General features: G+C 42.4%; 21 protein-coding genes, 1 tRNA gene and 1 riboswitch. Of the genes, 10 read left to right on the top strand and 12 right to left on the bottom strand.

Annotated features, from left to right (window positions below):
- Both RB622_RS08050 and RB622_RS08045 read left to right on the top strand, forming a co-directional pair.
- Complete coding sequence (locus RB622_RS08050) at positions 1 to 1,356, top strand: MBOAT family O-acyltransferase (protein ID WP_308046044.1); 1,356 nt, start codon at positions 1 to 3, stop codon at positions 1,354 to 1,356.
- 2 nt (positions 1,357 to 1,358) lie between these two features.
- Positions 1,359 to 2,282 carry a hypothetical protein gene (locus tag RB622_RS08045; protein WP_308046043.1) on the top strand — a complete coding sequence of 308 codons (924 nt, stop codon included), beginning with the start codon at positions 1,359 to 1,361 and terminating at the stop codon, positions 2,280 to 2,282.
- Between the two features lie 477 nt (positions 2,283 to 2,759).
- Here the strand turns inward: RB622_RS08045 and RB622_RS08040 are convergent, their stop codons facing one another.
- From RB622_RS08040 to RB622_RS08020, 5 genes are all read right to left on the bottom strand, one after another.
- Positions 2,760 to 3,287, bottom strand: a complete 528-nt coding sequence (locus RB622_RS08040) for a hypothetical protein (protein WP_308046042.1) — start codon at positions 3,285 to 3,287, stop codon at positions 2,760 to 2,762.
- Positions 3,278 to 3,955, bottom strand: coding sequence for a transposase (locus tag RB622_RS08035; protein WP_308046041.1), 678 nt, complete (start codon positions 3,953 to 3,955; stop codon positions 3,278 to 3,280). Before RB622_RS08035 ends, RB622_RS08040 begins: the two co-directional genes overlap by 10 nt.
- A gap of 288 nt (positions 3,956 to 4,243) precedes the next feature.
- Positions 4,244 to 4,316: transfer RNA gene (locus RB622_RS08030), tRNA-Lys, on the bottom strand.
- 26 nt (positions 4,317 to 4,342) lie between these two features.
- The gene (gene eat / locus RB622_RS08025; protein ID WP_308046040.1) at positions 4,343 to 5,647 is read right to left on the bottom strand and encodes an ethanolamine permease; all 1,305 of its coding nucleotides are present in this window, start codon (positions 5,645 to 5,647) and stop codon (positions 4,343 to 4,345) included.
- Between the two features lie 78 nt (positions 5,648 to 5,725).
- Positions 5,726 to 6,511, bottom strand: coding sequence for an alkaline phosphatase (locus RB622_RS08020; protein ID WP_308046039.1), 786 nt, complete (start codon positions 6,509 to 6,511; stop codon positions 5,726 to 5,728).
- 273 nt (positions 6,512 to 6,784) lie between these two features.
- Between RB622_RS08020 and RB622_RS08015 the strand changes: the two genes are divergently transcribed.
- Positions 6,785 to 8,482 (top strand): amino acid permease, encoded by a 1,698-nt coding sequence (locus RB622_RS08015; RefSeq protein ID WP_308046038.1) that lies wholly within the window; start codon positions 6,785 to 6,787, stop codon positions 8,480 to 8,482.
- Positions 8,483 to 8,541: 59 nt separating this feature from the next.
- On the opposite strand, the gene RB622_RS08010 is transcribed toward RB622_RS08015, so the two are convergent.
- From RB622_RS08010 to hxpB, 4 genes are all read right to left on the bottom strand, one after another.
- Entirely contained in the window at positions 8,542 to 8,985 is a 444-nt protein-coding gene (locus RB622_RS08010; protein WP_308046037.1) for a hypothetical protein, read from the bottom strand.
- Positions 8,986 to 8,994: 9 nt separating this feature from the next.
- Positions 8,995 to 9,423: a hypothetical protein gene (locus RB622_RS08005; protein ID WP_308046036.1), complete on the bottom strand. Its 429-nt coding sequence runs from the start codon at positions 9,421 to 9,423 to the stop codon at positions 8,995 to 8,997.
- A gap of 279 nt (positions 9,424 to 9,702) precedes the next feature.
- Positions 9,703 to 11,043, bottom strand: coding sequence for an ATP-binding protein (locus tag RB622_RS08000; RefSeq protein ID WP_308046035.1), 1,341 nt, complete (start codon positions 11,041 to 11,043; stop codon positions 9,703 to 9,705).
- A gap of 86 nt (positions 11,044 to 11,129) precedes the next feature.
- Positions 11,130 to 11,780, bottom strand: a complete 651-nt coding sequence (gene hxpB / locus RB622_RS07995; protein WP_308046034.1) for a hexitol phosphatase HxpB — start codon at positions 11,778 to 11,780, stop codon at positions 11,130 to 11,132.
- 72 nt (positions 11,781 to 11,852) lie between these two features.
- Positions 11,853 to 11,945: riboswitch (TPP riboswitch) on the top strand.
- Positions 11,946 to 12,025: 80 nt separating this feature from the next.
- Between hxpB and thiM the strand changes: the two genes are divergently transcribed.
- From thiM to tenA, 4 genes are all read left to right on the top strand, one after another.
- On the top strand, positions 12,026 to 12,817 hold the full coding sequence (thiM, locus tag RB622_RS07990) for a hydroxyethylthiazole kinase (RefSeq protein WP_308046033.1): 792 nt from the start codon (positions 12,026 to 12,028) through the stop codon (positions 12,815 to 12,817).
- Positions 12,818 to 13,313: 496 nt separating this feature from the next.
- Positions 13,314 to 13,940: a thiamine phosphate synthase gene (gene thiE / locus RB622_RS07985; RefSeq protein ID WP_308046032.1), complete on the top strand. Its 627-nt coding sequence runs from the start codon at positions 13,314 to 13,316 to the stop codon at positions 13,938 to 13,940.
- Between the two features lie 14 nt (positions 13,941 to 13,954).
- A complete protein-coding gene (gene thiD / locus RB622_RS07980; RefSeq protein ID WP_308046031.1) occupies positions 13,955 to 14,779 on the top strand; it encodes a bifunctional hydroxymethylpyrimidine kinase/phosphomethylpyrimidine kinase in 825 nt (274 codons plus the stop codon).
- Positions 14,780 to 14,798: 19 nt separating this feature from the next.
- The gene (tenA, locus tag RB622_RS07975) at positions 14,799 to 15,449 is read left to right on the top strand and encodes a thiaminase II (protein ID WP_308046030.1); all 651 of its coding nucleotides are present in this window, start codon (positions 14,799 to 14,801) and stop codon (positions 15,447 to 15,449) included.
- 175 nt (positions 15,450 to 15,624) lie between these two features.
- Here tenA and RB622_RS07970 read toward each other — a convergent pair whose 3' ends face one another.
- A complete protein-coding gene (locus RB622_RS07970; protein ID WP_308046029.1) occupies positions 15,625 to 17,574 on the bottom strand; it encodes a beta-L-arabinofuranosidase domain-containing protein in 1,950 nt (649 codons plus the stop codon).
- A gap of 417 nt (positions 17,575 to 17,991) precedes the next feature.
- Positions 17,992 to 19,356, bottom strand: coding sequence for a sigma-54 dependent transcriptional regulator (locus tag RB622_RS07965; RefSeq protein WP_308046028.1), 1,365 nt, complete (start codon positions 19,354 to 19,356; stop codon positions 17,992 to 17,994).
- A 423-nt stretch (positions 19,357 to 19,779) separates the two neighbouring features.
- Here RB622_RS07965 and RB622_RS07960 point away from each other — a divergent pair, with 423 nt between their 5' ends.
- Positions 19,780 to 21,030 carry an efflux RND transporter periplasmic adaptor subunit gene (locus RB622_RS07960; protein WP_308046172.1) on the top strand — a complete coding sequence of 417 codons (1,251 nt, stop codon included), beginning with the start codon at positions 19,780 to 19,782 and terminating at the stop codon, positions 21,028 to 21,030.
- A gap of 142 nt (positions 21,031 to 21,172) precedes the next feature.
- Here RB622_RS07960 and RB622_RS07955 read toward each other — a convergent pair whose 3' ends face one another.
- Positions 21,173 to 21,529 carry a four helix bundle protein gene (locus RB622_RS07955; protein ID WP_308046027.1) on the bottom strand — a complete coding sequence of 119 codons (357 nt, stop codon included), beginning with the start codon at positions 21,527 to 21,529 and terminating at the stop codon, positions 21,173 to 21,175.
- Positions 21,530 to 21,665: 136 nt separating this feature from the next.
- Here RB622_RS07955 and RB622_RS07950 point away from each other — a divergent pair, with 136 nt between their 5' ends.
- On the top strand, positions 21,666 to 22,343 hold the full coding sequence (locus RB622_RS07950) for an ABC transporter ATP-binding protein (RefSeq protein WP_308046026.1): 678 nt from the start codon (positions 21,666 to 21,668) through the stop codon (positions 22,341 to 22,343).
- Between the two features lie 169 nt (positions 22,344 to 22,512).
- Positions 22,513 to 24,873: an ABC transporter permease gene (locus RB622_RS07945; RefSeq protein WP_308046025.1), complete on the top strand. Its 2,361-nt coding sequence runs from the start codon at positions 22,513 to 22,515 to the stop codon at positions 24,871 to 24,873.
- Positions 24,874 to 24,962 lie beyond the last annotated feature (89 nt).

The raw sequence follows: 24,962 nt of genomic DNA, 5'->3' as shown, positions 1-24,962 counted from the left end.
ATGGTTCTCAATTTTACTCTTCTTTTTCTTTTTATTTTGCTGGGCGTAACAGGAATTTTTCTTTTCAACGAGGAGAAAAAGAAATACCATGTTTTACTAATTCTCAGTCTGCTATTTTATCTTTTTATTGCGAAAATCGCTTTTTTGATCCTTATTGTTTTCTCTATTCTGGTTTTTGAATCGGGAAAACATCTCCATAAGCTGCCAGGTAAAATACATTATTTCGTTATCATAGCACTTTGTCTGACACCATTACTGATTGACAAAATCTACCTCACTTCAAAACTGCAAACCAGCGACTATTTTAAACTGATCGGTATTTCTTATGTCAGCTTTAATGGCCTGAGCTATTTGTTTGACATAAAAAAGGGATATCTAAAACCTGAAACCAACTACTTCCTGCTGTTATTGTATTTAATCTATTTACCCTATATCTTTATCGGTCCGTTGCACAGATACCGGGAAATTGCAGGTCAGTTCAAGGAAAACATTTCTTTGAATAATTTAAATTTATCGAATGGTTTCAGGTTGGTTTTATGGGGACTTTTCAAACATTTTGTACTGGCTCAGAGGCTAAGTATTACCGTGGAAACTATTTTTAAGGACACGGGGACGTATCAGGGGCCTTACGTTTACATAGGCGGTTTCGCTTTTTTTTTATATCTCTATTGTGATTTTAGTTCCTATGTGGATATTTTTCAAGGCGTTTCCCAAATCTTTGGCATAAGACTTAAATCCAATTTTAGAAACCAGGTTTACGCTTCTCACTCCAGAAAACATTTCTGGGCGGGTTGGCATGTTACGCTTAACCACTGGTTTAGAGACTACTTCTTTTATCCTTTAAGCAAGTATTTTCGCGCCAAATGGCAGAACAATATTTTAATGGTACTTACTTTTGTTTTAATCGGGTTGTGGCATGAATTGTCAATCAAATTTTTGGTTTGGGGAATGCTCAACGCGGGTTGGATTTTGACCGAAAATCGTTGGAGGCCGCATTTTGCTTTCTTGCCTAACCGGATGAGAGAGTCATTGGGTATTGCTTATCATATCATGGGAGCTTCGTTTTTGGCCATTATTTTTAGAACGAATGATTTGGCAGGCTCGATGCAGGCCCTGTTTTCCTTTAACCATTCGGCTGCCGTGGACAACTGGGTTATTGCGAAGCAATTTATGTATATAATTCCTCCGTTCGTTTTGATGGATTACATTAATCGAAAAGCAGGCGAAAAGAGGATAGACGAATACATTGGTTCGTTGCATATGCCTGTAAGGTGGTGTTTTTATCTTTCGCTTATTTTACTCATCGTGACGATGGGGATACCAACAAGTAGTGATGCCTATTATGTTCGTTTTTAACAATGGAAAAGGGTATTAGAAAATCCATCGCCAAGTTTATATCGCTGGCTATCATATTATTGATGGCTGCATTAATAATAAAAACGAGGTCAAGTAGTGACCCCTTTCAAAATTTATTGAAATATACAGAAAGCCATAAGAAGACGTCGCCAAAGATATTTTTCGTAGGCTCCAGTCGAATGAGGATGGGGATAGCAGTGGACCAGTTAGAAAAAATTGATTCAGTAAGACAATTTTACAACCTGGGAAATAACAGGTCCAGCATTCTGTATAATTGCAGAACAGCGGAAAAGCTGATTGAAGTTTCGCCTAAAAATAGTCTGATTTATGTAGAATTATCCGATTTATTAATTACTCCACCCAACCAACACCAATATTTTTATTCATTTGAGGAATCCTTAGAAATATTAAAGAAGCATTTTGCTTTAAGGTTTTCATTCGCGGAATTAAATGAGCTGATTTTACAGTTTTTTAATTTTAGACTGGAAATAAAAAATCATTTTTCAGATGAAGAAAGAATTTTAAACGAAATAGAATATTACGCAGATGAGCTTAATTTTCATGGGGGCACTTCTTCAATCATCACTCAGGATGACCTGACATCAACTTCCAATGATTTAACTATTTTTCAGCAAAAATACCTTGTGATGCTTAGGAAGGTGATTAATAGGGGTAAACAAAAGCATATCAAAGTGAAATTTATTTTACCGGTAACAATTGATAAGGCAAGCGAACGAAGTCAAACGTTACCCATTTATAAAAACATTCCTGCTACGAATAAATGGATTTATTCGGCAGCTTTTTTAGAAAAAATCCATAGTGATTTTTTTCTTAGAGACTTAAATCACCTCAATGCCCGAGGTGCCCACCTGCACACTTTGGAATTATTTAAAGATATTATTGCGACGACGGGAAGTCAATTTTGAGAAGGTGCGGTATTTTTCTTCGGAAATCCAGTTTTCGTGTTTTGGCCTTCCGTGTAAATCGTTTTTTCTTCTGAAATATCCATTAGGGATGTTATAAATATTTCATTTGTAGTTGTTTATGGTATTCTAATGTGGCCCCGCTGAGTGAATTTTCGAACTTTATACCAGGTGATTTGAGGAAATTAAACCAGTTGTTTTATGGCTGATGTCCTAAATGATAAGTAGGGCAACCTTGAAAATTCGATTAGAGTTGACATTTTAGCAGGAGTCAACTTAAATCGCAGCTATGATTTTTCTCGATCGCCGGTACAAACTTGGAATAGTTCAACTATGTGCCGGCGATCTTAGTATGTTTTAAAAAAAAGGTGCTTGATCGTACATAAATTGTCCTGCTCTTACAAGTTTGCAGAGTGCTAATTTAGATTTTTAAGACCGAGTTAGGCCGCTCTTTTGAGCTCTTGTTGCCTTTGCCGACGTTTAGCGATTAATACGGAATTGGCTGTAAGTACTCCAAAAAAGAGCCAAACTACTTCTGTTTCTGGCTTTGATTTTTCTGAGTAGGTATTGCTCCTTTTCGTTTCCAAAGCTCCCCTCTAAACGAGTAGATCGTTCCTTATTGAGCAATGCTTTAATTTGTTTGGTAGGCTTATCGTCCTTTCCTCTCCCTTTTCTTACAAAATTAGTAACGATCGCTTCCTTGGTTGTAAATTTTCGATTTTCATTTGTGGCATCCCCAGCCAAATGAGAGCATCCTCCAAATAAATTCCTATGTTTCAATGTACTTATTTTAAGCCTCTTACATTCGTTAAAGGCTTTGTAACTAACATGTTCCAGGATACTGACAATTCTTTCTTTTATTTTAACTTTTGGGTAATGAAAATGGTGATACTGCTGTTGGTAAACCGTTTTAATGGTCTTGATAGTGGTAGCATCCTTGTCTGTCAACCCACTTGCTTTCACTTGATTAAGGAGCTGTTGATATGCGTTAATCCCTTTCAGAAGCAATTTAAGTAGCGCACTCCCTCTAGTCCTTGTTTTCCTGTAAGACTTTTTTCTCTGCTCGCTAAACACATTTGTTTTCTTTTTTGCTCCTTGTATTTCGAACGCGGTTGACGAATTCCATGAAGTTCGCAAAGAGCTGGAATCTGCTTTTCCCATACCCACCGCTGGGCGGCGGACCGTTCACAAGCTTCCCACAGGATCTTTGCATCAGTATGAAAACGCATATGTACTTCGTAACAGGTAGCGTCCATCAAAAGCACATTTTTATCAGGAATTTCCTTTCTCCAGGCAGAAATCAATACTGTTTGCACTGCCTGCATATCAACATGATGTCCAAGATAGCTTCTTACTTTTGACACAAAGGAGTTATCTTTAATTGAATCATTTTCAGCCAATAAAATACCACAAAATAGCTGCATGCCCCAATCTGTGTTGAACCTGTCAAGTAGTTTCTGATCACTCAGGCCTGTGTAATGCTTCAAAACCATCATTCCAAACAACCCTTTTGGTGGCAACCAGGAAAGTGCACCTCGTAATGTTTTCTTTTCAGGAAGTAGTTCGGTCAAGCCGTCCCAATCGATACAGTCCTGAATGCGACCAAGTTCCGTATTCTTGAAAATGTGCAATTTAGGAGAGTTGTACGAATCCGGGGAAAATAGAGTAATTTGCATGTGCTTATGTTAACGTGTCGTAACCTTAAGATAAGCAAAACCCCGAATAATGTCAAATCTTGACCTATTCGGGGTTAATTATTTTCACAAAATACTACTAATCAATTACTTATTACGATAAAGGCCGCCCTCTTAAAAGCAAAAACACCTGATTGCGACGCGATAATACGCTATTTTAGGCCGGTGTAGAACCGGAGATGGCTTTTAACCATTTTGGTTCTTGTTTCTGCAATATGTATGAAAAATTACATAAGACATTGATTTATAATTAGATAATATCTTGTAATGTGACCCCGCTGAGGTTCGAACTCAGGACCCACAGATTAAGAGTCTGTTGCTCTACCAGCTGAGCTACGGAGTCGGAAAGGTGACTGTAAAGTACTATTATTAATTTAGATTTTTATACTTTCCGGTTAAAACAAATAGAGCCACCAGTATGACTAGTCCGCCAAAGAACCAGAGGCTTAGCAGCAGGTTATACCAAACGATAGCAATCAGACATACCACAGATAAAACAAGTGCTATCATGGGGAAATAGGGATAGGCCGGAACGATAAAAGGACGATCCAGAAGTGGTTCCTTTTTTCGTAAAACAAATAGTGCGGCCATGCTGATAATGTACATGACGACTGCACCAAGTGCGGCCAAAATAATAACCTGATCCGTCGTGCCGAGACTCAGCGCGAGACAGCCAATAAATCCACCTGTCAGCAACGCCCAGTGTGGCGTTTGAAAACGGGAATTGACCTGACCTAAAAAAGAGGGGAGATAACCGCTCCGTGCCAGGGCGAAGATCTGGCGGGAATAACCGATGATGGTTCCGTGGAAGGAAGCGACAAGCCCAAACAGACCCAAACTCGCAAAGAGCTGCGTCCAGCTATTGTCCCGGCCCAACACAATGCCAAGTGCTGCAGGCAGGGGGTAATCGATGGTGCTTAACAATTTCCAATGTGCAACGCCACCCGTACAAATCATCACGGCAAGTGCCAGGACTACAAGCGTCAGTATGCCGAGAATATAACCTTTCGAGATGGTACGTTTGGGATCTTCGACTTCTTCTGCAACCATGGCCACGCCTTCAATGGCGAGATAAAACCAGATGGCAAAAGGCAGTGCCGCAAATACGCCCTGCCAGCCAAAGGGCATGGGATCTGTGACAAAGGTTTCGTAGGAAAAGTGCGGAGAGATGATACCAACATATAAAAGCAGTTCGCCAACGGCCAGTAAAGTGACGACCAACGAAAATAAAGCAGATTCTTTAATGCCCAGCATGTTAATGCCGATAAAGATCACATAACAGGCAAAGGCAATTTCCAGGACGGTAACAGATGGATAGAGAAAATGCGTGTAACTGCCTAAAGCAAAGGCAATGGCCGGCGGTGCGATGAGAAATTCGACGAGGGTGGCATAACCTGCAATGAGTCCGCCCCACCAGCCAAACGCCCTGTGGGCATAGGCAAACGGTCCGCCTGCCTGCGGAATGGATGTTGTCAGTTCTGTAAAACTAAAAATAAAGGTTACGTACATGACCGTAACAAGCAGCGTGGCAATTAAAAAACCAATGGTTCCCGACACGCCCCAGCCATAATTCCAACCAAAATATTCACCGGAAATAACCAGTCCTACTGCAATGGCCCAAAGATGTATGGGTTTTAAAACTTTTTTGAGCGCAACAACCTGGTCTTGGGACATGCACGAATGATTTAGGTAGAATTGTAAATATTACTCTTGAAATCGTTATTCGGCCTATTTGGATTGGGATTTAATTTATCAGCGAGGCGCGGTACGCAGATAATCCCCCATTTGTATTACTTTGCCTGTTCCCAGATAATCGACTTTAAGGCCCATCATTATTTTCCAGGTATTGATGTTATCCGGTGCGTCGCGAAACCGAATTTTTTTTCCGGTCTCATGCACTTTCTGGATCACCTTCATGATTGATTGACGATCATTTTTCGGCAATGGCCCTTCACCATTCCAACGGGTATATTTTTGAAATGACTGCCCGATCAGCGCAATACGTGTCAGTTGTTTCGGGGTATAGGCCACATCAGGTACTCCTTCAAAACTAATATAAGAAGGATATTGGTCAAATGAATCAGGCGAAGGAATATTTCCAGTGATAATGATTTTAACCGTCCCATTCGGCTCTGTGAGGTTTTTAAATTTTTCAAGTTCTTTGATCAAGGCAGGTAATGTTTCCTTCGCGGGCGTTTTTAAATCAAAAATAAGCTGTAAAGTGTTATCCCACAGCGTATAGATTTGTCCCGCATTTCTATCCAAATGTTCTGAAACGGGTTGCAGGTATAACTTGCTTAACATGCGGGACGGAGACGCATCCACCGCATTATTGACGGCATAAAGAATCTCCTTTTGTAAGAACACGTCGGTTTCAATAGAGCCAAATTGCTGATCATAGGCCTCTGAAAAAGGTCTGAGCTGGCGGTGGTCATTGTATGAATATGCCTGCGCGGTGGAATAAGACGGTACGGTCTGCGCGAGCGTACTATTTAAAAATATGGATACGATAAGAGGAGAAATCAGTACACATTTCATAACGAATACGTAGTCGGGGCGTGGTAGGAAGTATCAGTAAATATAAAGTTAAATTGTGAGAACAGAACTGCAAAAAGATCACTTTCAATACAATGCCAGACGATACTGAACAAATGTTTTGAATTTGACCGTGTAATAACCAAAAACAAGGAATTATCTCTGGAAATTGGATGATTAATTCAACAAATTTTGGCCGTATAACATGATGATATAGGAATATCAGTATTTTCGCTTTTTTGTAACGAATAAAACTCGCCAGTAATCTCAAACCTAATGAAAAAAAACGCTTCTCTATTTCGTAAAAAAACAGTTGATCAGATCCTGTTGGATGCGCATGCGAATGAAAGTGGCGGTTTGGCCAAAATATTGGGTGTACGTGATCTGGTTTCTCTGGGAATTGCGGCCATTGTCGGAGCCGGGATTTTCAGTACCATTGGGCTGGCAAGTTATAATGGGGGGCCTGCTGTTTCGCTTTTATTTGTTTTTACGGCAATTGCCTGTGTTTTTACAGCACTTTCTTATGCGCAGTTTGCCAGCACGGTGCCTGTGTCGGGCAGTGCCTATACATACGCTTACGTCGCTTTTGGGGAATTGTTTGCCTGGATTATCGGCTGGGCGCTTATCCTCGAATATGCCGTTTCCAACATGGTCGTGGCTATTTCCTGGTCAAAATACTTTGTCAGTATGCTGGAAGGTTTCGGGATTGTCATTCCTGGTTATCTTACCATTGATCCGGGTTCGGCTGCTGCTGCTTTTGCCAAATTGCAGGCTAGCGGTATCGCGTCATTAAGCGGAGCCGAAAAACTGGCCGCCCATGCCTACGAAATCGCGCCGGTCATTGGCGGGGTTCATCTTATTCTTGACCTTCCTGCCGGACTAATCACGGCTTTGGTAACGAGCCTGGTTTACATCGGTATCCGCGAATCGAGAACGGCGAGTAACATCATGGTGGCTTTGAAGATCGGCGTGGTATTGCTTGTAATCTTTGCCGGAGCGTTTTATGTAAAACCTGAAAATTGGACACCCTTTGCCCCCAATGGTGTAAAAGGCGTCTTAAGCGGAGTTGCCGCCGTATTTTTTGCTTTCATTGGTTTTGATTCTATTTCTACAACGGCGGAAGAATGCAAAGATCCGCAGCGGGATATGCCCAAAGCCATGATCTATTGTTTGTTGATCTGCACGGTTTTGTATGTACTGATAACGCTGGTACTGACGGGTATGGTCAATTATAAAGAGCTGAATGTGAGCGATCCTTTGGCTTTTGTGTTTCAAAACATTGGCCTTGATTTCATGGCTGGTTTAATTTCCGTAAGTTCGGTTATTGCCATTACCAGTGCATTACTGGTTTACCAGCTTGGACAGCCGAGAATCTGGATGACCATGAGCCGTGACGGTTTGCTATGGAAAAAGTTTTCAAAAATTCACCCGAAATATCAGACGCCTTCGTTCGCAACCATCGTAACCGGTTTGGTGGTAGGTATTCCGGCTTTGTTTTTCAAAATGGATTTCTTCGTGGATTTAACCAGTGTCGGTACTTTTTTCGCTTTTATCCTGGTATGCAGCGGGGTACTTTATTTGGACCATTCCGGAATTTCAGAGCGGTCAAAATTTAGGGTACCTTATATCAACGGGAAATTTCTGGTAGGATTTAGTTTGTTGGCGGCCATGCTGGGATTGGCTTTTTATGGCCAAAGTGTTGTAGCAGAATGGCAAGCGCTGACAATAGGTGAAATTTTTGAACACAAACTGCTGACAATAATATTCTGGATAGCGTGGATAACCTTGTCAGTATTAAGCTTTAAATACAATTTTTCGGTACTTCCCGTTGCCGGAATCCTGACAAATCTTTACTTAATGACTGAACTTGGTGCTTCCAACTGGTTCATTTTTGTCGTTTGGCTTGCAATCGGTCTTGTGATCTATTTTGGTTATGGATACAGAAAGAGTAAGCTGGCCGGGAATGAGGATTGAGGGGATAAAGAATTAGAAAAAGGGTTTTATGATGTTTTTATGCATCATAAAACCCTTTTCTATAACTTATCGATTTGAATGATAACTTCGTAGTCCTCCTTTTTGGGAGGCGTTTTTGTGTTAGGGTTTGGTTTGACGGATTGGAGGGTTAAGTGATATTTTGTTCCTTCCAGATTGATATCCGAATCAGCGGGTGTTGGCGTATCGCCGGGTTTTGGAGACGGACAACCGAAGCACAGTTTTAAATTCTGTTTCTTTTTTAATCCACGAAGGTCAAATTCCAGGTTGACGGAAACATATCCGCCCCAAATGCAATTGACATCTTCAGGACAACGGGCATCTTCGACCTGTGTCAAAGTAACCAGTGTCTGCGATTTTGGATCCGTTAAATCCGGCTGCTGGTAATAAAATGTCCGGGAGCCTTCTTTCAGCGATACTTTTTCGGTTTTGCAGGATGTTAAAAAGACTATCAACAAAAAGAGCCAGGCTGTTTTGTACATCATCTTTGCTATTTATTTCTTTTCAATAACCAATGCAATATTATAGTCAGGTTTGTTTGGTACAGTATTGACTTTTGGAAATGGGTTCACCGCTTTCAGAATAAACCGGTATTTCAATCCTGCAAATTCTTCGTCAAGGGTGTCGGGCTGGAAGTTGAAACAATCACCCAGGCACATTTTAACATGTTTGGTTATTCTGCCTTCCGTTGTTACGCCATCCAAAGCCAGATCAATATTTGCGCTTCCGGCAGTGATACACTGCGCTCCTTCCGGGCAACGGCTATCGTTAATATCAAAAAACGTCAGTGTTGCGCTGGGAACATCATTGATTGCAACGGTTTCCTTATAATGAATAAGGCCTTCCTCCTTTTTGTCAACAGATGATTTCTGGCAGGCTGACAGGACCAGACTGGTTAGCAGAAGTATGTAAACGCTTTTCATTGTGATGACGGTTTTCAATGAAGACTGATAAACGATGAAAATGGTTGGAAGCGCTAAGTGTAATTTATAAGAAATAGGCTTGAATAATTTCTAATTTAGGTCATTTTAATACTATTTACTACTTAAATAATGTTAAAAATGATTGGGATATTATTTGGCTGAAAGGGCTTGTTTAAAAATGTGTTACACAGAGGTACACGGAGATAAAAAGAGGGACACGGAGTTATTTTTCTCTGCGTCCCTCTCTTTATCTCCGTGGCTCTCTGTGTAACCAAAACTTCAAATAACCAAAGAGAAAACAGTGCCTTTTCCAACTTCTGAATGAACATTCAGCTGTCCTCCGTGTTGCTGAAGAATTTGTCGCGAAAGACTGAGACCGATACCTGAACCTGTTTTTTTAGTCGTGTAAAAAGGGATGAAAATATTATCAAGTGCTTCTGGTTCAATACCATCGCCATTGTCTCCCACCTCAATAACCGTGACGCCGTCCATGATGTAAGCGTTAATTGAGATCATCCGGTTTGTTTGTGCGGAAAAAGATTCGGAAGCATTTTTGATCAGATTGATCAACACTTGCTGAATCTGGCTGCTGTCTGCCTTGATGGTCAGGTTATCCGGTTTTACATTGACCTGCCATAAAACCCCAACCGCCGTGAGATCCGTTTGAAGCAGCTGTATTACCTCATGAAGCAATTCCTTCACATTCAGACTGGCAAAATTTGGTTTGGGCAGGGTAGTGAAATCACGGTAAGCATTCACAAACTGCATCATTCCTTTGCTCCTTTTTTCGAGCGTCTGCAAAGCTTCTTTTAGATCGCTGACCGCCTCCTGATTGGTTGTGCTTTTTTCAATATCCTCATTGACAATCAGCCGCATGGTGCCCACAAGGGAAACGATCGGTGTCATAGAATTCATGATTTCATGGCGTAAAACACGGGTGAGATTCTGCCAGGATTCCACTTCCTGTTGTTGGAGTTCCGTCTGGATATTTTGCAAAACCACAATGCGTACCCATTTTCCATGCATTTGAATAGACGCGCCCTGCAGCGCCAGAGGCTGATCCGACGGCGTACGGTACAAATCCCTGACACCGGAGCTCAGGTCCGCCAGCAACTCATAAAGTCGCGGATGTTTGTCTTCGAGCTCGCTCAGATTATGGAGCCGGTAAATACCCAGCATGCGTAAAGCCGCACTATTGATGATGTTTACCTGTCCGGTTCCGTCAAAAGTAATAAGCCCGGTTCCGATGTGCTGAACAATGGTGTTGAGATATTGCAGACTCGCCTCTTTTTCCGCACGGGCCTGGCGGAATGCCTGCAAAACCTCATTGAATTGCTGGTTAAGTTCACGAAAAGTGGCCCCCATGGTGTTGTCGGCACGGAAGTTTATCGTGAAATCGGAATAGCGAACAGACTCAAGAAAGTAAATCAGTTTCCTGTTCACTTTCGTCACATAATTGTAGAGCATGGAGGCCTGAACAAAAACAATAATCGCGCCCAAAATACAGATTAGCCCCACATTGGTATGGTATTTCGTCAACCAGAACAGCCCGATGATGGTCAGGATAATAATCGTAATCCTTACGGCAATCATGATACTGAAATGGCGGAGACCGGTCATTTTTTTGGGATTAATCTTGGTTCAGGAAAATTGAAATTCGAGAAAAGCCGGAAGCTGTTTCTCGAAAGCTAATATCGTATTTATTCTCAAACACCCACTGCCAGAATATTAAATTCTTCCAGGGATCGCAATTTGTAGTGCGCCAGGTCAAATTTCGGGTCATCGTAAACTTCCGGATTGGGAACGCAAATGGTGATCATTTTGGCACCGTGTGCGGAACGAAGCCCGGTAAACGAATCTTCAAAAGCGATACACTCGTGCGGAGGTATACCCAGTTTGGCGGCCGTCGAGATGTATACGGCAGGGTGTGGTTTGGTATGTTCTTCGAGTTCTCCTGAGTGCCAGGTTTCGAAATAATCAATGATTTCAAGCCGTTTCAGGACTGCTTCAATAAGTTCCATATATGAGGCGGAAGCCACGGCAAGTTTTATATTTTCGCGATGAAGATTTTTTACCAGTTCAATTGCGCCCGGCATGGGCTTGGCATGGGCGATGATATTGCGATGTGCGATCGTCAAAATATCATGTTCCAGCTCAGCGCGATCGGGTGTATTCCAGGGTTGGATCCGATAACAAAATTCCAGAAATAACTTGATGGATAAGCCTGTTGTCTGAAGTTTTAAGTCATGGGTTAATTTGAAGTTTACTTTTTGCATCACCTCCGTGGCTGCTTCTACCCAAATCGGCTCTGAGTCAATAAGCAATCCGTCCATGTCAAATATTGCCGCCTTAATCATTTGAAAGAAAAAAGTGATTTAAATGTGAGTAAGTAAGAACATAATGACCAAAACTACTACATTCGCAGTTAAGAATGGCTTTAGGGGTGTCCCAATTTGGACTGAGAAATACCCTTTGAACCTGAAACAGTTGATACTGTCGTAGGAAAAAGCGTTTACAGAGAAGATCTTCTTTCTGTCAGCTCATTTCGGGAATCGCTGCCTAAGCGCCAATTCGGTTTGTTTTTTCTCAAATCCCGATAAAAATGGAATTTAATATAGCTGGAAATCTTGCAGAGCTAAGGGCACAATCGCCTCTTGTCCATAACATCACGAATTTTGTTGTCATGAATTATACGGCGAATGCGCTTTTGGCCATTGGGGCTTCTCCGGTCATGGCGCATGCCGTTGAAGAGGTAGAAGATATGGTGGTGATTGCCGGTGCGCTGGTGGTCAACATCGGAACATTATCACCACTTTGGGTTGAAGGAATGAAAAAAGCGATGCTTGCTGCGGTAAAATTAAGCAAACCCATTATTCTTGACCCGGTTGGCGCAGGTGCTACACCTTATCGGAATCAGGTTTTATCTGAGTTACTGAATACCGTCTCTCCAACGCTGATCCGTGGAAATGCTTCTGAAATTCTTGCCTTGGCTGGCGCGAATATCCAGACAAAAGGTGTGGACAGCACGGCAAGTTCCACAGACAGCATTCAGGCTGCAAAGTTATTGAGTGATCAATATGGTTGTGTGGTCAGTGTTTCCGGCGCAACGGATGTCATTGTGAGCGGAGAAAAGATAGCCTATGTAGAAAATGGTGTATCGTTAATGACGCGGGTTACCGGCATGGGATGTTCGGCTTCGGCGGTTGCGGGAGCATTTTGCGCGGTTCAAGCGGATGCTTTTCAAGCGGCTGTTTCGGCGGCAGCCTTAATGGGGGTTTGCGGAGAAAAGGCATTTGAAAAAGCGAGGTTACCTGGGTCATTCCAAATTGCATTTTTGGATGCCTTGGCAGAGGTGACGCCGGAAGTGTTGCAGCGTTTGGCGATTGTTAAATGAATTTAGCACGTCGTTGATTTGGTCGCATCGGTTATGTCACCCTTTCAGGGTTTTGATCAAGCGCGTTTGGTTGGTTTGCTACAATACTTTCATCCCTTCGGGATTGTGGTTGGTGGGGCGAGATTATTGCCGAAATTGGATTGATAGGGGATGAATTTAAAAATGAATTTAACCTGTCGTTGATTTGGTTGCATCGGTTATGCCACCCTTTCAGGGTTTTGATCAAGTGCGTTTGGTTGGTTTGCTACAATACTTTCGTCCCTTCGGGATTGGGGTTGATGGGGTAAGATTGTTGCCCGAAATTGGATTGATGGGTGAAATAATACCTGTAATAATCGCATTCGTTTTTAAGAAATATGAATCATCAAAATCGATGCTGACTTAAAAATCCCGAAGGGATGATAGTATTATAGAAAAGCCGCAATCGATCCACCACAGGGTATTAACCTCGAAGAGGTGACAGTGCTACTACACAATATTTTATAACGATGTCAAAATGTTAAATGAACAAATAAAACTATATCTCGTAACGGATGAATCTGCTTGCCTTGGCAGGGATATATTTTGGGTTGTCGAGGAGGCGGTCAAAGGCGGCGTTTCGATGGTGCAGCTGCGCGAAAAATCTTTGGATACCAGGGCTTTTATCGAGCGGGCGATAAGAATGAAAGCGCTATTGGCGCCCTACAACGTCCCCTTAATTATCAATGACCGTGTTGATGTGGCACTGGCAAGTGATGCTGACGGTGTTCATGTTGGACAGAGCGACATGCCTTATTCCCTATTGAAAAAAATATTACCACCCGGAAAAATCATCGGTTTGTCAGCGGAGAAGAAGGAGGATGTGACCGAAGCCGAAAATTGGGAGCTGAGTTATTTAGCCGTAAGTCCGTTGTTTGCCACACCTTCAAAAACAGATCATTCCAAACCCTGGGGCATGGAAGGACTGAAATGGGTAAAAGAAAACAGTAAACATCCACTCGTTGTTATTGGTGGTCTTAACGCCTCGAATACCTTAGAAGCAATGCATGGCGGAGCCACTGGAATCGCTGTTATTTCTTCCATTTGCAGTGCGGAATCACCTTTTGAAGCTGCCAGATATTTAAAATCTTTAATACGTATTTAAACGATATTGATAAAATGCAACGATACCCAACTGTGTTGACCATAGCCGGTTCCGATAGTGGAGGAGGGGCAGGCATTCAGGCAGATCTGAAAACAATAGTTGCGCTGGGCCTTTACGGCGCTTCGGCCATCACGGCACTCACGGCTCAAAATACTCAGGGCGTGCGTGCCATTCACCCCGTTCCGCCGACATTTTTGAAAAGTCAGCTGGAAGCGGTTTTTGAAGATATAAAGATTGACGCAGTTAAAATCGGGATGATTAACACGATAGAAGCGGCGGAGGTTATTGCCGAAATTCTCGACCGGTTTCAGCCTGCGTTCGTCGTTTTCGACCCGGTGATGGTTTCGACGAGCGGTTCGAAATTGATTCAGGATGAAACGATTGAGGTGTTGTGGAGAGAATTATTTCCCCGCGCTACGCTCATCACACCGAACCTTGACGAAGCGCAGATTCTGGTCAACCGTAAAATTGAAAATGTGGAAGATATGATGCTGGCGTCTCAGGAGATGGTCGACCGCGGTTGTCAGGGTGTTTTATTAAAAGGCGGACATTTGATAGCACCAAAGCTTTTTGATGTTTTTAACCAAAAAAATGAATTGATCCAGATCTTTGAAACGGATTATATAGCCAGTAAAAACGTACATGGCACGGGTTGCACACTTTCTTCTGCCATAGCCGGTTATATGGCACTTGGGCATCCGCTGGTTGATGCAATCCAGCTGGCCAAAAAATATGTTGCCGGTGCGATTGCCGCCGGTAAGGATGTCAAGACCGGTGCCGGTTCAGGTCCGCTTAATCATTCTTTTTCACCGCAGGCGATGAAGATCAAATCCTTATGATTTTAAATTAACGATATACATGACTTTTACCGATCACCTTTGGAACGAGGCGCTGCCAGTTTATAACAAAATTCTTGAACATCCATTTAATCAGGAATTGAAATCAGGGACTTTACCACTTGAAAAGTTTAAATTCTATATCTATCAGGATTCGCTTTACCTCGCCGATTTTGCCCGGGCGCTGGCAATGGCGGGAACGCGGGCGGGAACGAGTCAGGAATTGCTCGAATTTCTGGGTTTTGCCCAAAATGCGATTATCGTTGAACGTGTTTTACACGACAGCTATTTTCAGGAATATGAGATTGAATTTAAAAGCGGTAAAGCGCCTGGATGTTTTGCATATACCAATTATTTGCTGACCGTCAGTGCTTATGAATCTTTCGAGGTGGCCGTGGCGGCTTTGCTTCCTTGTTTCTGGATTTATAAGAAAATTGGTGATTACATATACGCCAACCAGACTTCGCCGAACACCTATCAAAACTGGATTGATGCCTACGCAGGGAAAGATTTTGAAGTTTCGGTAAATAAGGCGCTGGCAATCTGTAATGACCTGGCTGAAAATGCTTCGGAAACCACCAGAAAAAAGATGACAGAAGCTTATATCACGGCGTCAAAGCTGGAATATGTATTTTGGGACAGTGCCTATCAGTTGGAGCGCTGGGGAATCTGATATTTTAATAAAAATGCCCGCCAGGTTTGTTGGTATGAACAGACTTCGACGGGCGTTTTTATTCTTTTTTAAGTAGTAGTAAAAAAATAGTTTATATTATTGATTTTTATAATAAGCTATTAATCATCTGGTTATAGTGCTAATCGTATATGGCTAATTGCCAACAGCTCCTTACTTATTTTTTATCAAACCAGATTGTCATCTCATTGGCGCCGCGGTTAGCCCAGGCGTAATAGGGGATGAGGGTGACAGGTTTTTCTCCTGTTGATTTAAGAACGGTCAGTCCACCAAGAAAATCTTTCTGATACGCTGCGTTAAAGTTCTGGTCCGGCGTTACGGCAATGGAAAGCGCTTTTCCATTGTTATCTTTTCCTTCGGCGCAATACAATACGGGCCCGCGTTCGATTGCTACTTTACCGATATTGTTCTTGATATTTTCGTTGGCAATGACTCGTCGTACCGGCATGTCCAGCGCGAGTGTGATGATATCGCCTTGTTTCCAGGTGCGGGAAAGTTTGAGATAACCGTTTTCAATGATGACGGGCGTATTTTTACCATTAACCGTTACCTGCATTGCCTTTGCCTGTTTGTTTTCATACGTGTATAAGTCGCCGGGAATAGCCTGTCCGTTTGCCCAGCCCGGGATCCGGATAGAAACCGGAAACGCTGCCGGTTTCGAAGGAGAAACAGTCAATTTGATATTTCCATCCCAGGGATATGCCGTCTTCTGGCTGATTTTTACAGCCGTGTTTTCAAGCTTTAGCTCCGACTCGCTATCCATAAAAAGATTCACAAGAACCTCGTTGGCCTTCATTGCATACACATAAGCCGGAAGTGATGGTAAAAAACGGGATACGTTGGTAGGGCAGCACGCGCAGCCAAACCATTCGTGGCGGGTAGCACCGACGCCCCGCCCAAAGTCATTAAGACCGTTGGACGCCATCGGGTTTACATAAAAAAACTGATCTCCCGAAACAGACATCCCACCCAGAAAACCGTTGTACAGTACCCGCTCAAAAACGTCCATGTATTTGGATTCGCCTGTGTAAAGGAACATCTTGTGATTCCATATCAGATTGGCAACAGCCGAGCAGGTTTCGGCATAGGCATTGTCGTTGGGTAAAACGTAGGCCGCGTCAAAAGCCTCACCATCCTGCCGCGCTCCAACGCCGCCGGTGATGTATTGCTTTTTGGTGGTTGCATCGTCCCAAATCTGATGGATGGCATTGCTGTACTGAGGATTATCTTCAATTGTGAGCATATCGGCAATGGCAGCATACAAATACTGCGCACGCACGGCATGGCCAACGGCTTCTTTTTGTTTCACAACCGGTTTCTGATCCTGAAAATAGGAAGGCCCAAGCCGGTGCTCATCCAGGAAAAGCGGACGTTTGTCGGAGCGGCCGCGCATATCTACGAAGAAATGAGCAAGGTTCAGATATTCTTTTTTATTGGTTGTCCGGTATAATTTTACCAGTGCAATTTCAATTTCCTCATGGCCGGGAACCACGATAAGCTGCCCCGGTTTAGGCCCGATAGTCCTCACCAGATGATCAGCATTTTTGGTTGCTACGTCCAGCAAAGATCTTTTACTGGTTGCCTGAAAATGGGCAACGGCCGCTTCATAAAGATGCCCCACATTGTAGAGTTCATGGCTGCCGTTTTCAAAAGAATAACGGGTCGGACCGGCAATCCAGTCGTAAGATCCTGTTGTATCCTTATTGATTGTCCGGATCGTGTAAAGATACCCGTCGGGTTCCTGTGCCGCTGCGAAAAGTGTGATTAAACTGTCCAGATAATGGTCCAGCTTGGCGTCATAGTGATTTTGTAGCGAATAGGAAGCGCCTTCCACGACTTTGAAAACATCGGAGTCGTCAAATCTTGTACCCTGAAAAACACCTTTTTTTAACCCTCCGGCAACGGCAAAGTTGTTGATCCGGCCTGTTTCTTCGCATTGATGAAAAACATGGGGGATCATCACATTTCGCGCCGTTTCCATACGTTCATGCCAAAATCCCTGGTGAAGTTTTACATTTTTTAAGGGTACAGGCTGAATCGATTTATATTGGGCAAAACTGAATTGTGTCAGAAAAAGAAGAATAGCAAGCTGGCAATACTTTATCATTGGTTATGGATTGAAATGAGAAGTTCGGTATCATAACGGGAAAAGGTGTAAAAAATATGCCAGGGCGGCTTTCGGCTACCAGCAATCGGTTTTCAGCTATTGCATTTTGAGGTGTTTAGTAAATCAGAAATTCATCTGCTTTCGGGGGCTCTCGTCGGTAGAAAATTTGTTCTGGTCACGAAGCGTTCCGATGGGAATGCGTGGAAATAACATGATGAATAAATTTCTACCCACGAATTGTACCTATGGTACAAAATTTACTAACAGTTAATTAAGAACTTCCATGCGAACTATACCTATGGTACAAAAGTCATAAATGCTTCATGTAGAATCTTGACCATTCCAAGGGCTAACAAGGAACCGTTAAAAATGGTAACTATCTCCTTCATCAACGCAATATTTAATTCTAAATTCTTCTCAAAGTCCGTACTTCTCCATGCGCCTATACAAAGCAGCCCGGCTTAACCCGAGTTCCCTGGCGGCGTCGGTGATGTTTCCGTTGAAACGTTTGAGGGCCTGAATGATCATGTTTTTTTCCATATCTTCCAGATCAAAGCCGGTAGCCGTGGTGGGTTGTCCGCCTGAATTTTTCAGGAAAAGATCGTCCGGCTGCAGGGTTTTTTCCTGAGATAGGATCACCGCTCGTTCAATGGCGTGTTGCAGCTCACGGATGTTCCCAGGCCAGTTGTACTGCTGCATTTTTTTGATCAGGGCACTGCTGATGTCCGTGACTGGACGGTTGTATTTTTTACGGAATTGTTTCAGGTAAAAATCTGCGAGCGGTGCAATATCTTCGGAGCGCTCGCGCAAGGGAGGCAGATCGAGTTCAATGGTGTTGATCCTGTAAAACAAATCCTGACGGAAAGATTTATCGGTAACCATGCCCTCAATATTCATGTTGGTAGCGCAGATCAGACGAACATCCAGTGGAATGGGCTTGTTGGAGCCAACGCGGGTTACCTTCCTTTCCTGCAAAACGGTCAATAATTTAGCTTGCAGCGAAAGGGTCAAATTCCCGATTTCATCGAGAAAAATGGTTCCGCCTTTTGCTTCTTCAAAACGCCCGGCACGATCTTCCTTGGCATCGGTAAAAGCGCCTTTTACGTGACCAAAAAGTTCACTTTCGAAAAGAGAGTCACTTAACGCACCCAGATCCACAACGACAAATGGTTTTTCAGAACGCTGGGAATGCTGGTGCAGGTAACGTGCCAATTGTGTTTTTCCGGTACCGTTTTCTCCCAGAATCAAGACATTGGCATCCGTTGCCGCTACCCGTTCAGATGTTTTTAAAACATGCTGCATACCTTCACTCTGGCCAATAATGGCGTCGGAAGATACTTTTTCTTTTTTACTATCTGTTTTTTCTTCTGCTCCGGAAGCTAATTTATCACCTTTCTTTTCCTTTAAAACGTCCTCGATGGTAGCAACGAGTTTATCATTTTCCCAGGGTTTTAACACAAAATCAGTGGCTCCGGATTTGATCGCCCGGATCGCCATTTCAATATCACCATAGGCAGTGATCATGATCACTTTGATGTTGGGATTGATATCCAGAATCCTGTCGAGCCAGTGAAAACCTTCTCTTCCGCTGTTCACATCACGTGTGAAATTCATGTCGAGCAGAATCAGATCGTAAGTCCCGTTGGTTACCAGAAAGGGTAATTTTTGAGGATTCTTTTCGATATCTACAAGCTTGGCGTGACGTTTGAGCAAAAGTTTGGCTGCACTTAATACGTCAACGTCATCGTCAATGATAAGAATTTTGGCTTCGGAGAGGAGCATATTCGGGGTTTTGGCTAATATTTTGGTGATAATTTTGGAGTTGCGGCGCAATGATAATTAAATCATTGAGCAATATTGGCTATTTTTTGTGTAATTTTTAACTTAATAAAGCACTTATGAGCAAAAGTATTGCTGCTAACTTACTTTTGAATCATCGTGGGGCATAGAGCAAGGCCGATTAGCGTATGTTTTTAGCTTGTCCGAAGCCGAACAAAAGTGTCCGATAACGAACATGTTGGCTCGTATTTGATTATTTGTTTTTATTGATTTTCAAATAGTTATGATCTTTCTTCTCTTCTGGCATAGTGATTGGATGTAAATAGGGAAGAAGATTTAAATGAAATTAAATAGCCTGACAATATAATGGAAGTTAAAACACCAGTTTCCGGGAGCAACGGATCCAATTTGACCGGAGGTTCGACAATGGACAGAGTAAAGCCAAAAAAATTCTGGAATAGCCGACGTATAGGAATTATAGCCGGAAGTGTTTTATTGGTTAGTTTCTTGGTTTACCAGTTCTTCTTTGTTGATAAAAGAAGCAAACTGAATGTAGAGCAGGATAAACTGACGATTTCAACGGTAAAACAAGGTGAATTTGATGAGTTTATCGTCGTGACCGGTGTTGTACAGCCATTGAAAACCATTCAGCTGGATGCGATTGAGGGGGGATATGTTACCCAGAAACTGATTGAGGGCGGTAATATGGTGAAGCAGGGTGATGTACTTCTGAAACTCGAAAATCAGAGTTTGAAATTAAGCTTTTTGCAATCGGAAACGGAGGCCAGCCGTCTGGTGAATGACCTTCAAAATACCCGTCAGCGTTTGCGGGTTGAGCGTTTTACGTTACAGAAAAGTTTAAGTGAACTTGATTTCCAGATTGATCAGGCGAGAGATGCCCATGAACGTAATATCAAGTTATATAAAGATAAAGTGATTCCGGATGCGGATTTCCTGAAAACAAAACGGGAGCTGGAACGGCTGACAAAACAGCGTGAAATTGAGATTGAATCGCAAAAGTATCAGGAGGAAAATGCCAAAATGCAGATCACGCAGTTGGAAGGAACGCTTACCAACACGAAAAAGAATGTCGATTTGTGGAGACAAACGCTTGATAACCTCGTTGTAAAAGCACCCGTGTCCGGTATGCTTTCGTCGATGAACGTGGAAGTTGGTTCGAACATCAATCAGGGACAAAACATTGGTCAGATTGATGATTTGAACGGATTTAAAATGCGGGTAAGTGTTGATGAACATTATATCTCACGGATTTTTGCGGGTTTGCAGGGCAGCATGGATTTCAACGGAAAGGCCTATAATCTGAAAATTATTAAAATTTACCCGGAAGTTTTAAGCGGTAGATTTGAAGTGGATATGGAGTTCCCGAAAGGCGGGGCGCCGGCCTTGATCAAACGCGGACAATCCGCGCCGATCCGTTTGCAACTGGGACAGCCGTCAAAAGCAACTTTATTGCCGGTGGGTGGTTTCTTCTCTGAAACAGGTGGAAATTGGGTGTTTGTCTTAGGTGCTGATGGAAAACGTGCCGCGAAACGTAAGATCACATTGGGACGTAAAAATCCGGAATATTTCGAAGTACTTGAAGGACTTCAACCGGGTGAAAAAGTAATTACAAGTTCATATGAGAACTTTGGGGATAATGAGGTGTTGGAATTTTAGTTTGGCTGTTAGCTTTTAGCGGTTGGCTTTTAGGTTAGATAATTGGAACTCATTTGTTGGGAAAAATGATTTTTAACAGCCAACAGCCAACAGCCAACAGCCAACAGCCAACAGCCAACAGCCAACAGCCAACAGCCAACAGCTATTTCGAATTAAGTTTTTTGATGAAAGCATTCAACATCTTTCGAATTTCTGTCAGGTTTTGATTTAGTTGCTCGTAAACTTGAGAATCAATGTAAAGTAGATCTTTTGAAAGCATTAATTGATAATCAAGTTCAGAGGCGGAGCCACTCGCGATAACAAGAAAGTGAGCGAGTTCTTTATCTGACAACCGGCCACATCCTTCTGAAATATTGGATGGAACCGATATTGAACAACGTCGCATTTGACTTGTCAGACCATAAATTTCTTCCCTTGGGAAGGTTCTGGTAATCTGATAAATCGCCAATGCGAAAAAGTGGCTCTTTTGCCAAACAAGTAAATCTTTGTAATCTTTCATTCTTTGAAGTTTATAATTGTTGTATTGAGAACAAAGAATTACCGAATAGTAACGAAATAATTGTAATAAGCCAACACGTAAGAAATACCCATAACCAAGCTAAAAGCCAAAAGCTAGCAGCCAACAGCTAAGAAATATGATCAAAATTGACAACTTACAGAAAATCTTTTCTACCGAGGAGGTAGAGACCACCGCCCTCAATGGCATTGATCTGGAAATCAAAGACGGAGAATTTGTTGCCATTATGGGGCCATCCGGTTGTGGTAAATCTACGCTGTTGAACATTCTTGGCTTGCTGGATAATCCAAGTGATGGTTCGTATGCGTTTTATGGTACCGAAGTTGGTAAAATGTCAGAACGGCAGCGGGCGCAAATTCGCAAAGGCAACATCGGTTTTGTATTTCAAAGCTTCAACCTGATCGACGAACTAACCGTTTATGAGAACGTGGAACTGCCATTGTTATACCTTAAAACGCCGCCAGCGGAGCGTAAAGAAAAAGTAGAAGCGGCGCTTACCCGTATGAACATGATGCACCGCCGTAATCACTTTCCGCAACAGCTCTCAGGGGGGCAGCAGCAGCGTACAGCCATAGCCCGTGCGGTTGTTGCAACACCAAAGACAATCCTTGCGGATGAGCCGACCGGTAACCTTGACTCGAAAAACGGGGAAGAAGTAATGGCTTTGCTGAGCCAGTTAAATGCTGCCGGTACGACAATCATCATGGTTACCCACTCCCCGTATGATGCAGGTTTCGCTCACCGTATTGTCAATTTGTTTGATGGTAAGGTAGTTACAGAAAAAATTCACGTGTAGATAATTTTCGGAACGTTCCGGACTCTCCGATACCTACTGGGTGTGTTTAGTATTTCAAAAGCTTTTTGGAATACTAAACCTCATCTTTCCGCTATTAGCCAGACAAGATCGTGACAGAGAAAAACTATTTCTGAGTCAGGGTTAAAGTCATCTCTTAAAATCTTGAACAATGTTCAGACACAATCTTCTCGTTATCTACCGTAACTTCAAACGGTTCAAAAGTACCTTTTTTATCAATTTGACAGGTCTTTCCGCCGGATTGGCCTGTTCGTTGCTGATATACCTTTGGGTTAATGATGAACTAAACGTTGATAAATTTCACGAAAAGGACGGTCAGCTTTTTCAGGTAATGGAAAACAGGATACAGGCCCAGGGGATCCTCACGGCACAGTCGACATCTGGATCTTTGGCTGAAACGCTGAAAAGTGAGATGCCGGAAGTCGAGTACGCAATTTCGTCAAAGCTGTTTGCGGCGACTTTATCCGTTGGAAATAACGATTTCAGAAGTAAGGGACGGTATGCGGGAAAGGATATTTTTAATATGTTTTCTTATGGACTCGAACAAGGTGATGCAAAACAGGTTTTAAACGATAAAAACTCCGTAGTCATTTCAGAAAAGCTGGCTCAGAATCTTTTTCATACTACACAAAATATCATCGGGAAATCAATCGAATTTGAGCATGAAAAGCAATTTGTAGTTTCCGGGATTTTTAAAGGAACGCCGCCAAATTCTTCTGAACAGTTCGATTTTGTTGTTTCTTTTGAACAGTTTATAGATAAGTATCCAAACAGTGTTAAATGGGGAAATTCAGGTCCTGATGCATTTGTATTGCTGAAAACCGGGACTGATGTTGATCAGTTTAATAAGAAGATTGCTAATCTGGTTAAGGTGAAAAGTAATGGTGACGTCACGCACCGAACGCCATTTGTTCGCCCTTATTCAAGCGGATATTTACATGGAAAATATGAAAACGGCTTACCGGTTGGTGGAAGAATAGAATACGTCCGGTTATTTTCAATCATTGCTGTGTTCATATTGATGATCGCGTGTATCAATTTTATGAATTTGTCTACTGCCAAAGCTTCGGGCAGATTGAAGGAAGTTGGTGTAAAAAAAGCTATTGGTGCATACAGGGAAACGCTGATTTATCAATATCTGGGAGAATCCATGCTGGTGACTTTCCTTTCGCTTTTTCTGTCTGTGTTAATCGTGTTATTGTTTTTACCTCAATTTAATGAAATAACAGGCAAGAATCTGACACTTCATTATGATCCTAAACTGGTTTTCTCGCTTCTTGGCGTTGTTATTGTTACGGGTTTAATTTCAGGCAGTTACCCTGCTTTGTATCTTTCCGGTTTTAATCCGGTCTCCGTATTAAAAGGAAAGTTACATGTCTCTGTTGGCGAAGTTTGGGCAAGAAAAGGTCTCGTAGTTTTTCAGTTTACGATTTCTGTTATCCTGATTGTTTCGGTGATTGTTGTTTACAAACAGGTTGGATTTGTCCAGTCGGAAAATCTGGGATATAATAAAGACAACCTTGTCTATTTTGCCAGGGAAGGAAAAATGGAGGATGATGCGAAAATGGAGACTTTCCTTTCTGAACTAAAAAATACACCTGGCATCGTAAATGCTTCGAGTATTGGTCACGACATGACGGGGCATGATTCGGGGACTTTCGGGATCTGGTGGGAAGGTAAGGCAGAGGATAATAAAACTGAGTTTGAGAATGTCGGTGTAAATTATGAAATGATGCAGACACTGGGAATTCAAATGAAAGAAGGTCGTTTATTTTCCAAGGATTTCAGTGCGGACAGTTCCAAAATAATCTTTAACGAAGCGGCTGTCAAATTCATGGGGTTAAAAGATCCTATTGGAAAAACGATCAAACTTTGGGGGGATGACATGCAGATTGTGGGTGTTGCCAAAGACTTCCATTTTGAATCGCTTCATAAAAAGGTAAAACCGTTATTTTTCCGCTTATCGCAAGGTGACACCTATATTATCATGGTTAAAATTGCAGCTGGAAAGGAAAAGCCTGTTTTAGCGTCGATGGGAGAACTTTATAAAAAATACAATCCAGGATTTTCTCTTGATTATAAATTTCTTGACCAGGAATATCAGGCGCAATATGCGGCAGAACAACGCGTAGCCTCACTTTCAAAATATTTTGCAGGTTTGGCAATTCTCATTTCTTGTTTGGGATTATTTGGCCTTGCTGCATTTACGGCAGAAAGAAGATTGAAAGAAATCGGCATTCGTAAAGTGTTAGGATCCAGTGTTTTTAGTATTGTTTATCTGCTCTCCAGTGATTTTACAAAACTGGTCATTGCAGCTATCACTATCGCATTGCCCGTTAGTTACCTGATCACCGGATACTGGCTGCAAAGCTTTGCATTACACATTAGTCTGGAAATCTGGTATTTTCTGGGAGCAGGTGCTGCTGCGTTATGTATAGCCTGGCTGACGGTAGGTATGCAGGCGGTAAAAGCGGCTAATGTTAACCCCTTGGAATGCTTAAAAAGCGAATGAGAGCGGTTCGTTATTGGTAGTTAGCTCTTAATCGAATATTTTATGTCTGATACGCCCGAAATTTCGGAAAGCTAATCCTGATCGTCAAA

The organism is Dyadobacter sp. LHD-138 (genome assembly GCF_030929615.1).
GTDB lineage: Bacteria > Bacteroidota > Bacteroidia > Cytophagales > Spirosomataceae > Dyadobacter.
This window is presented reverse-complemented; position numbering and strand designations above follow the sequence as displayed.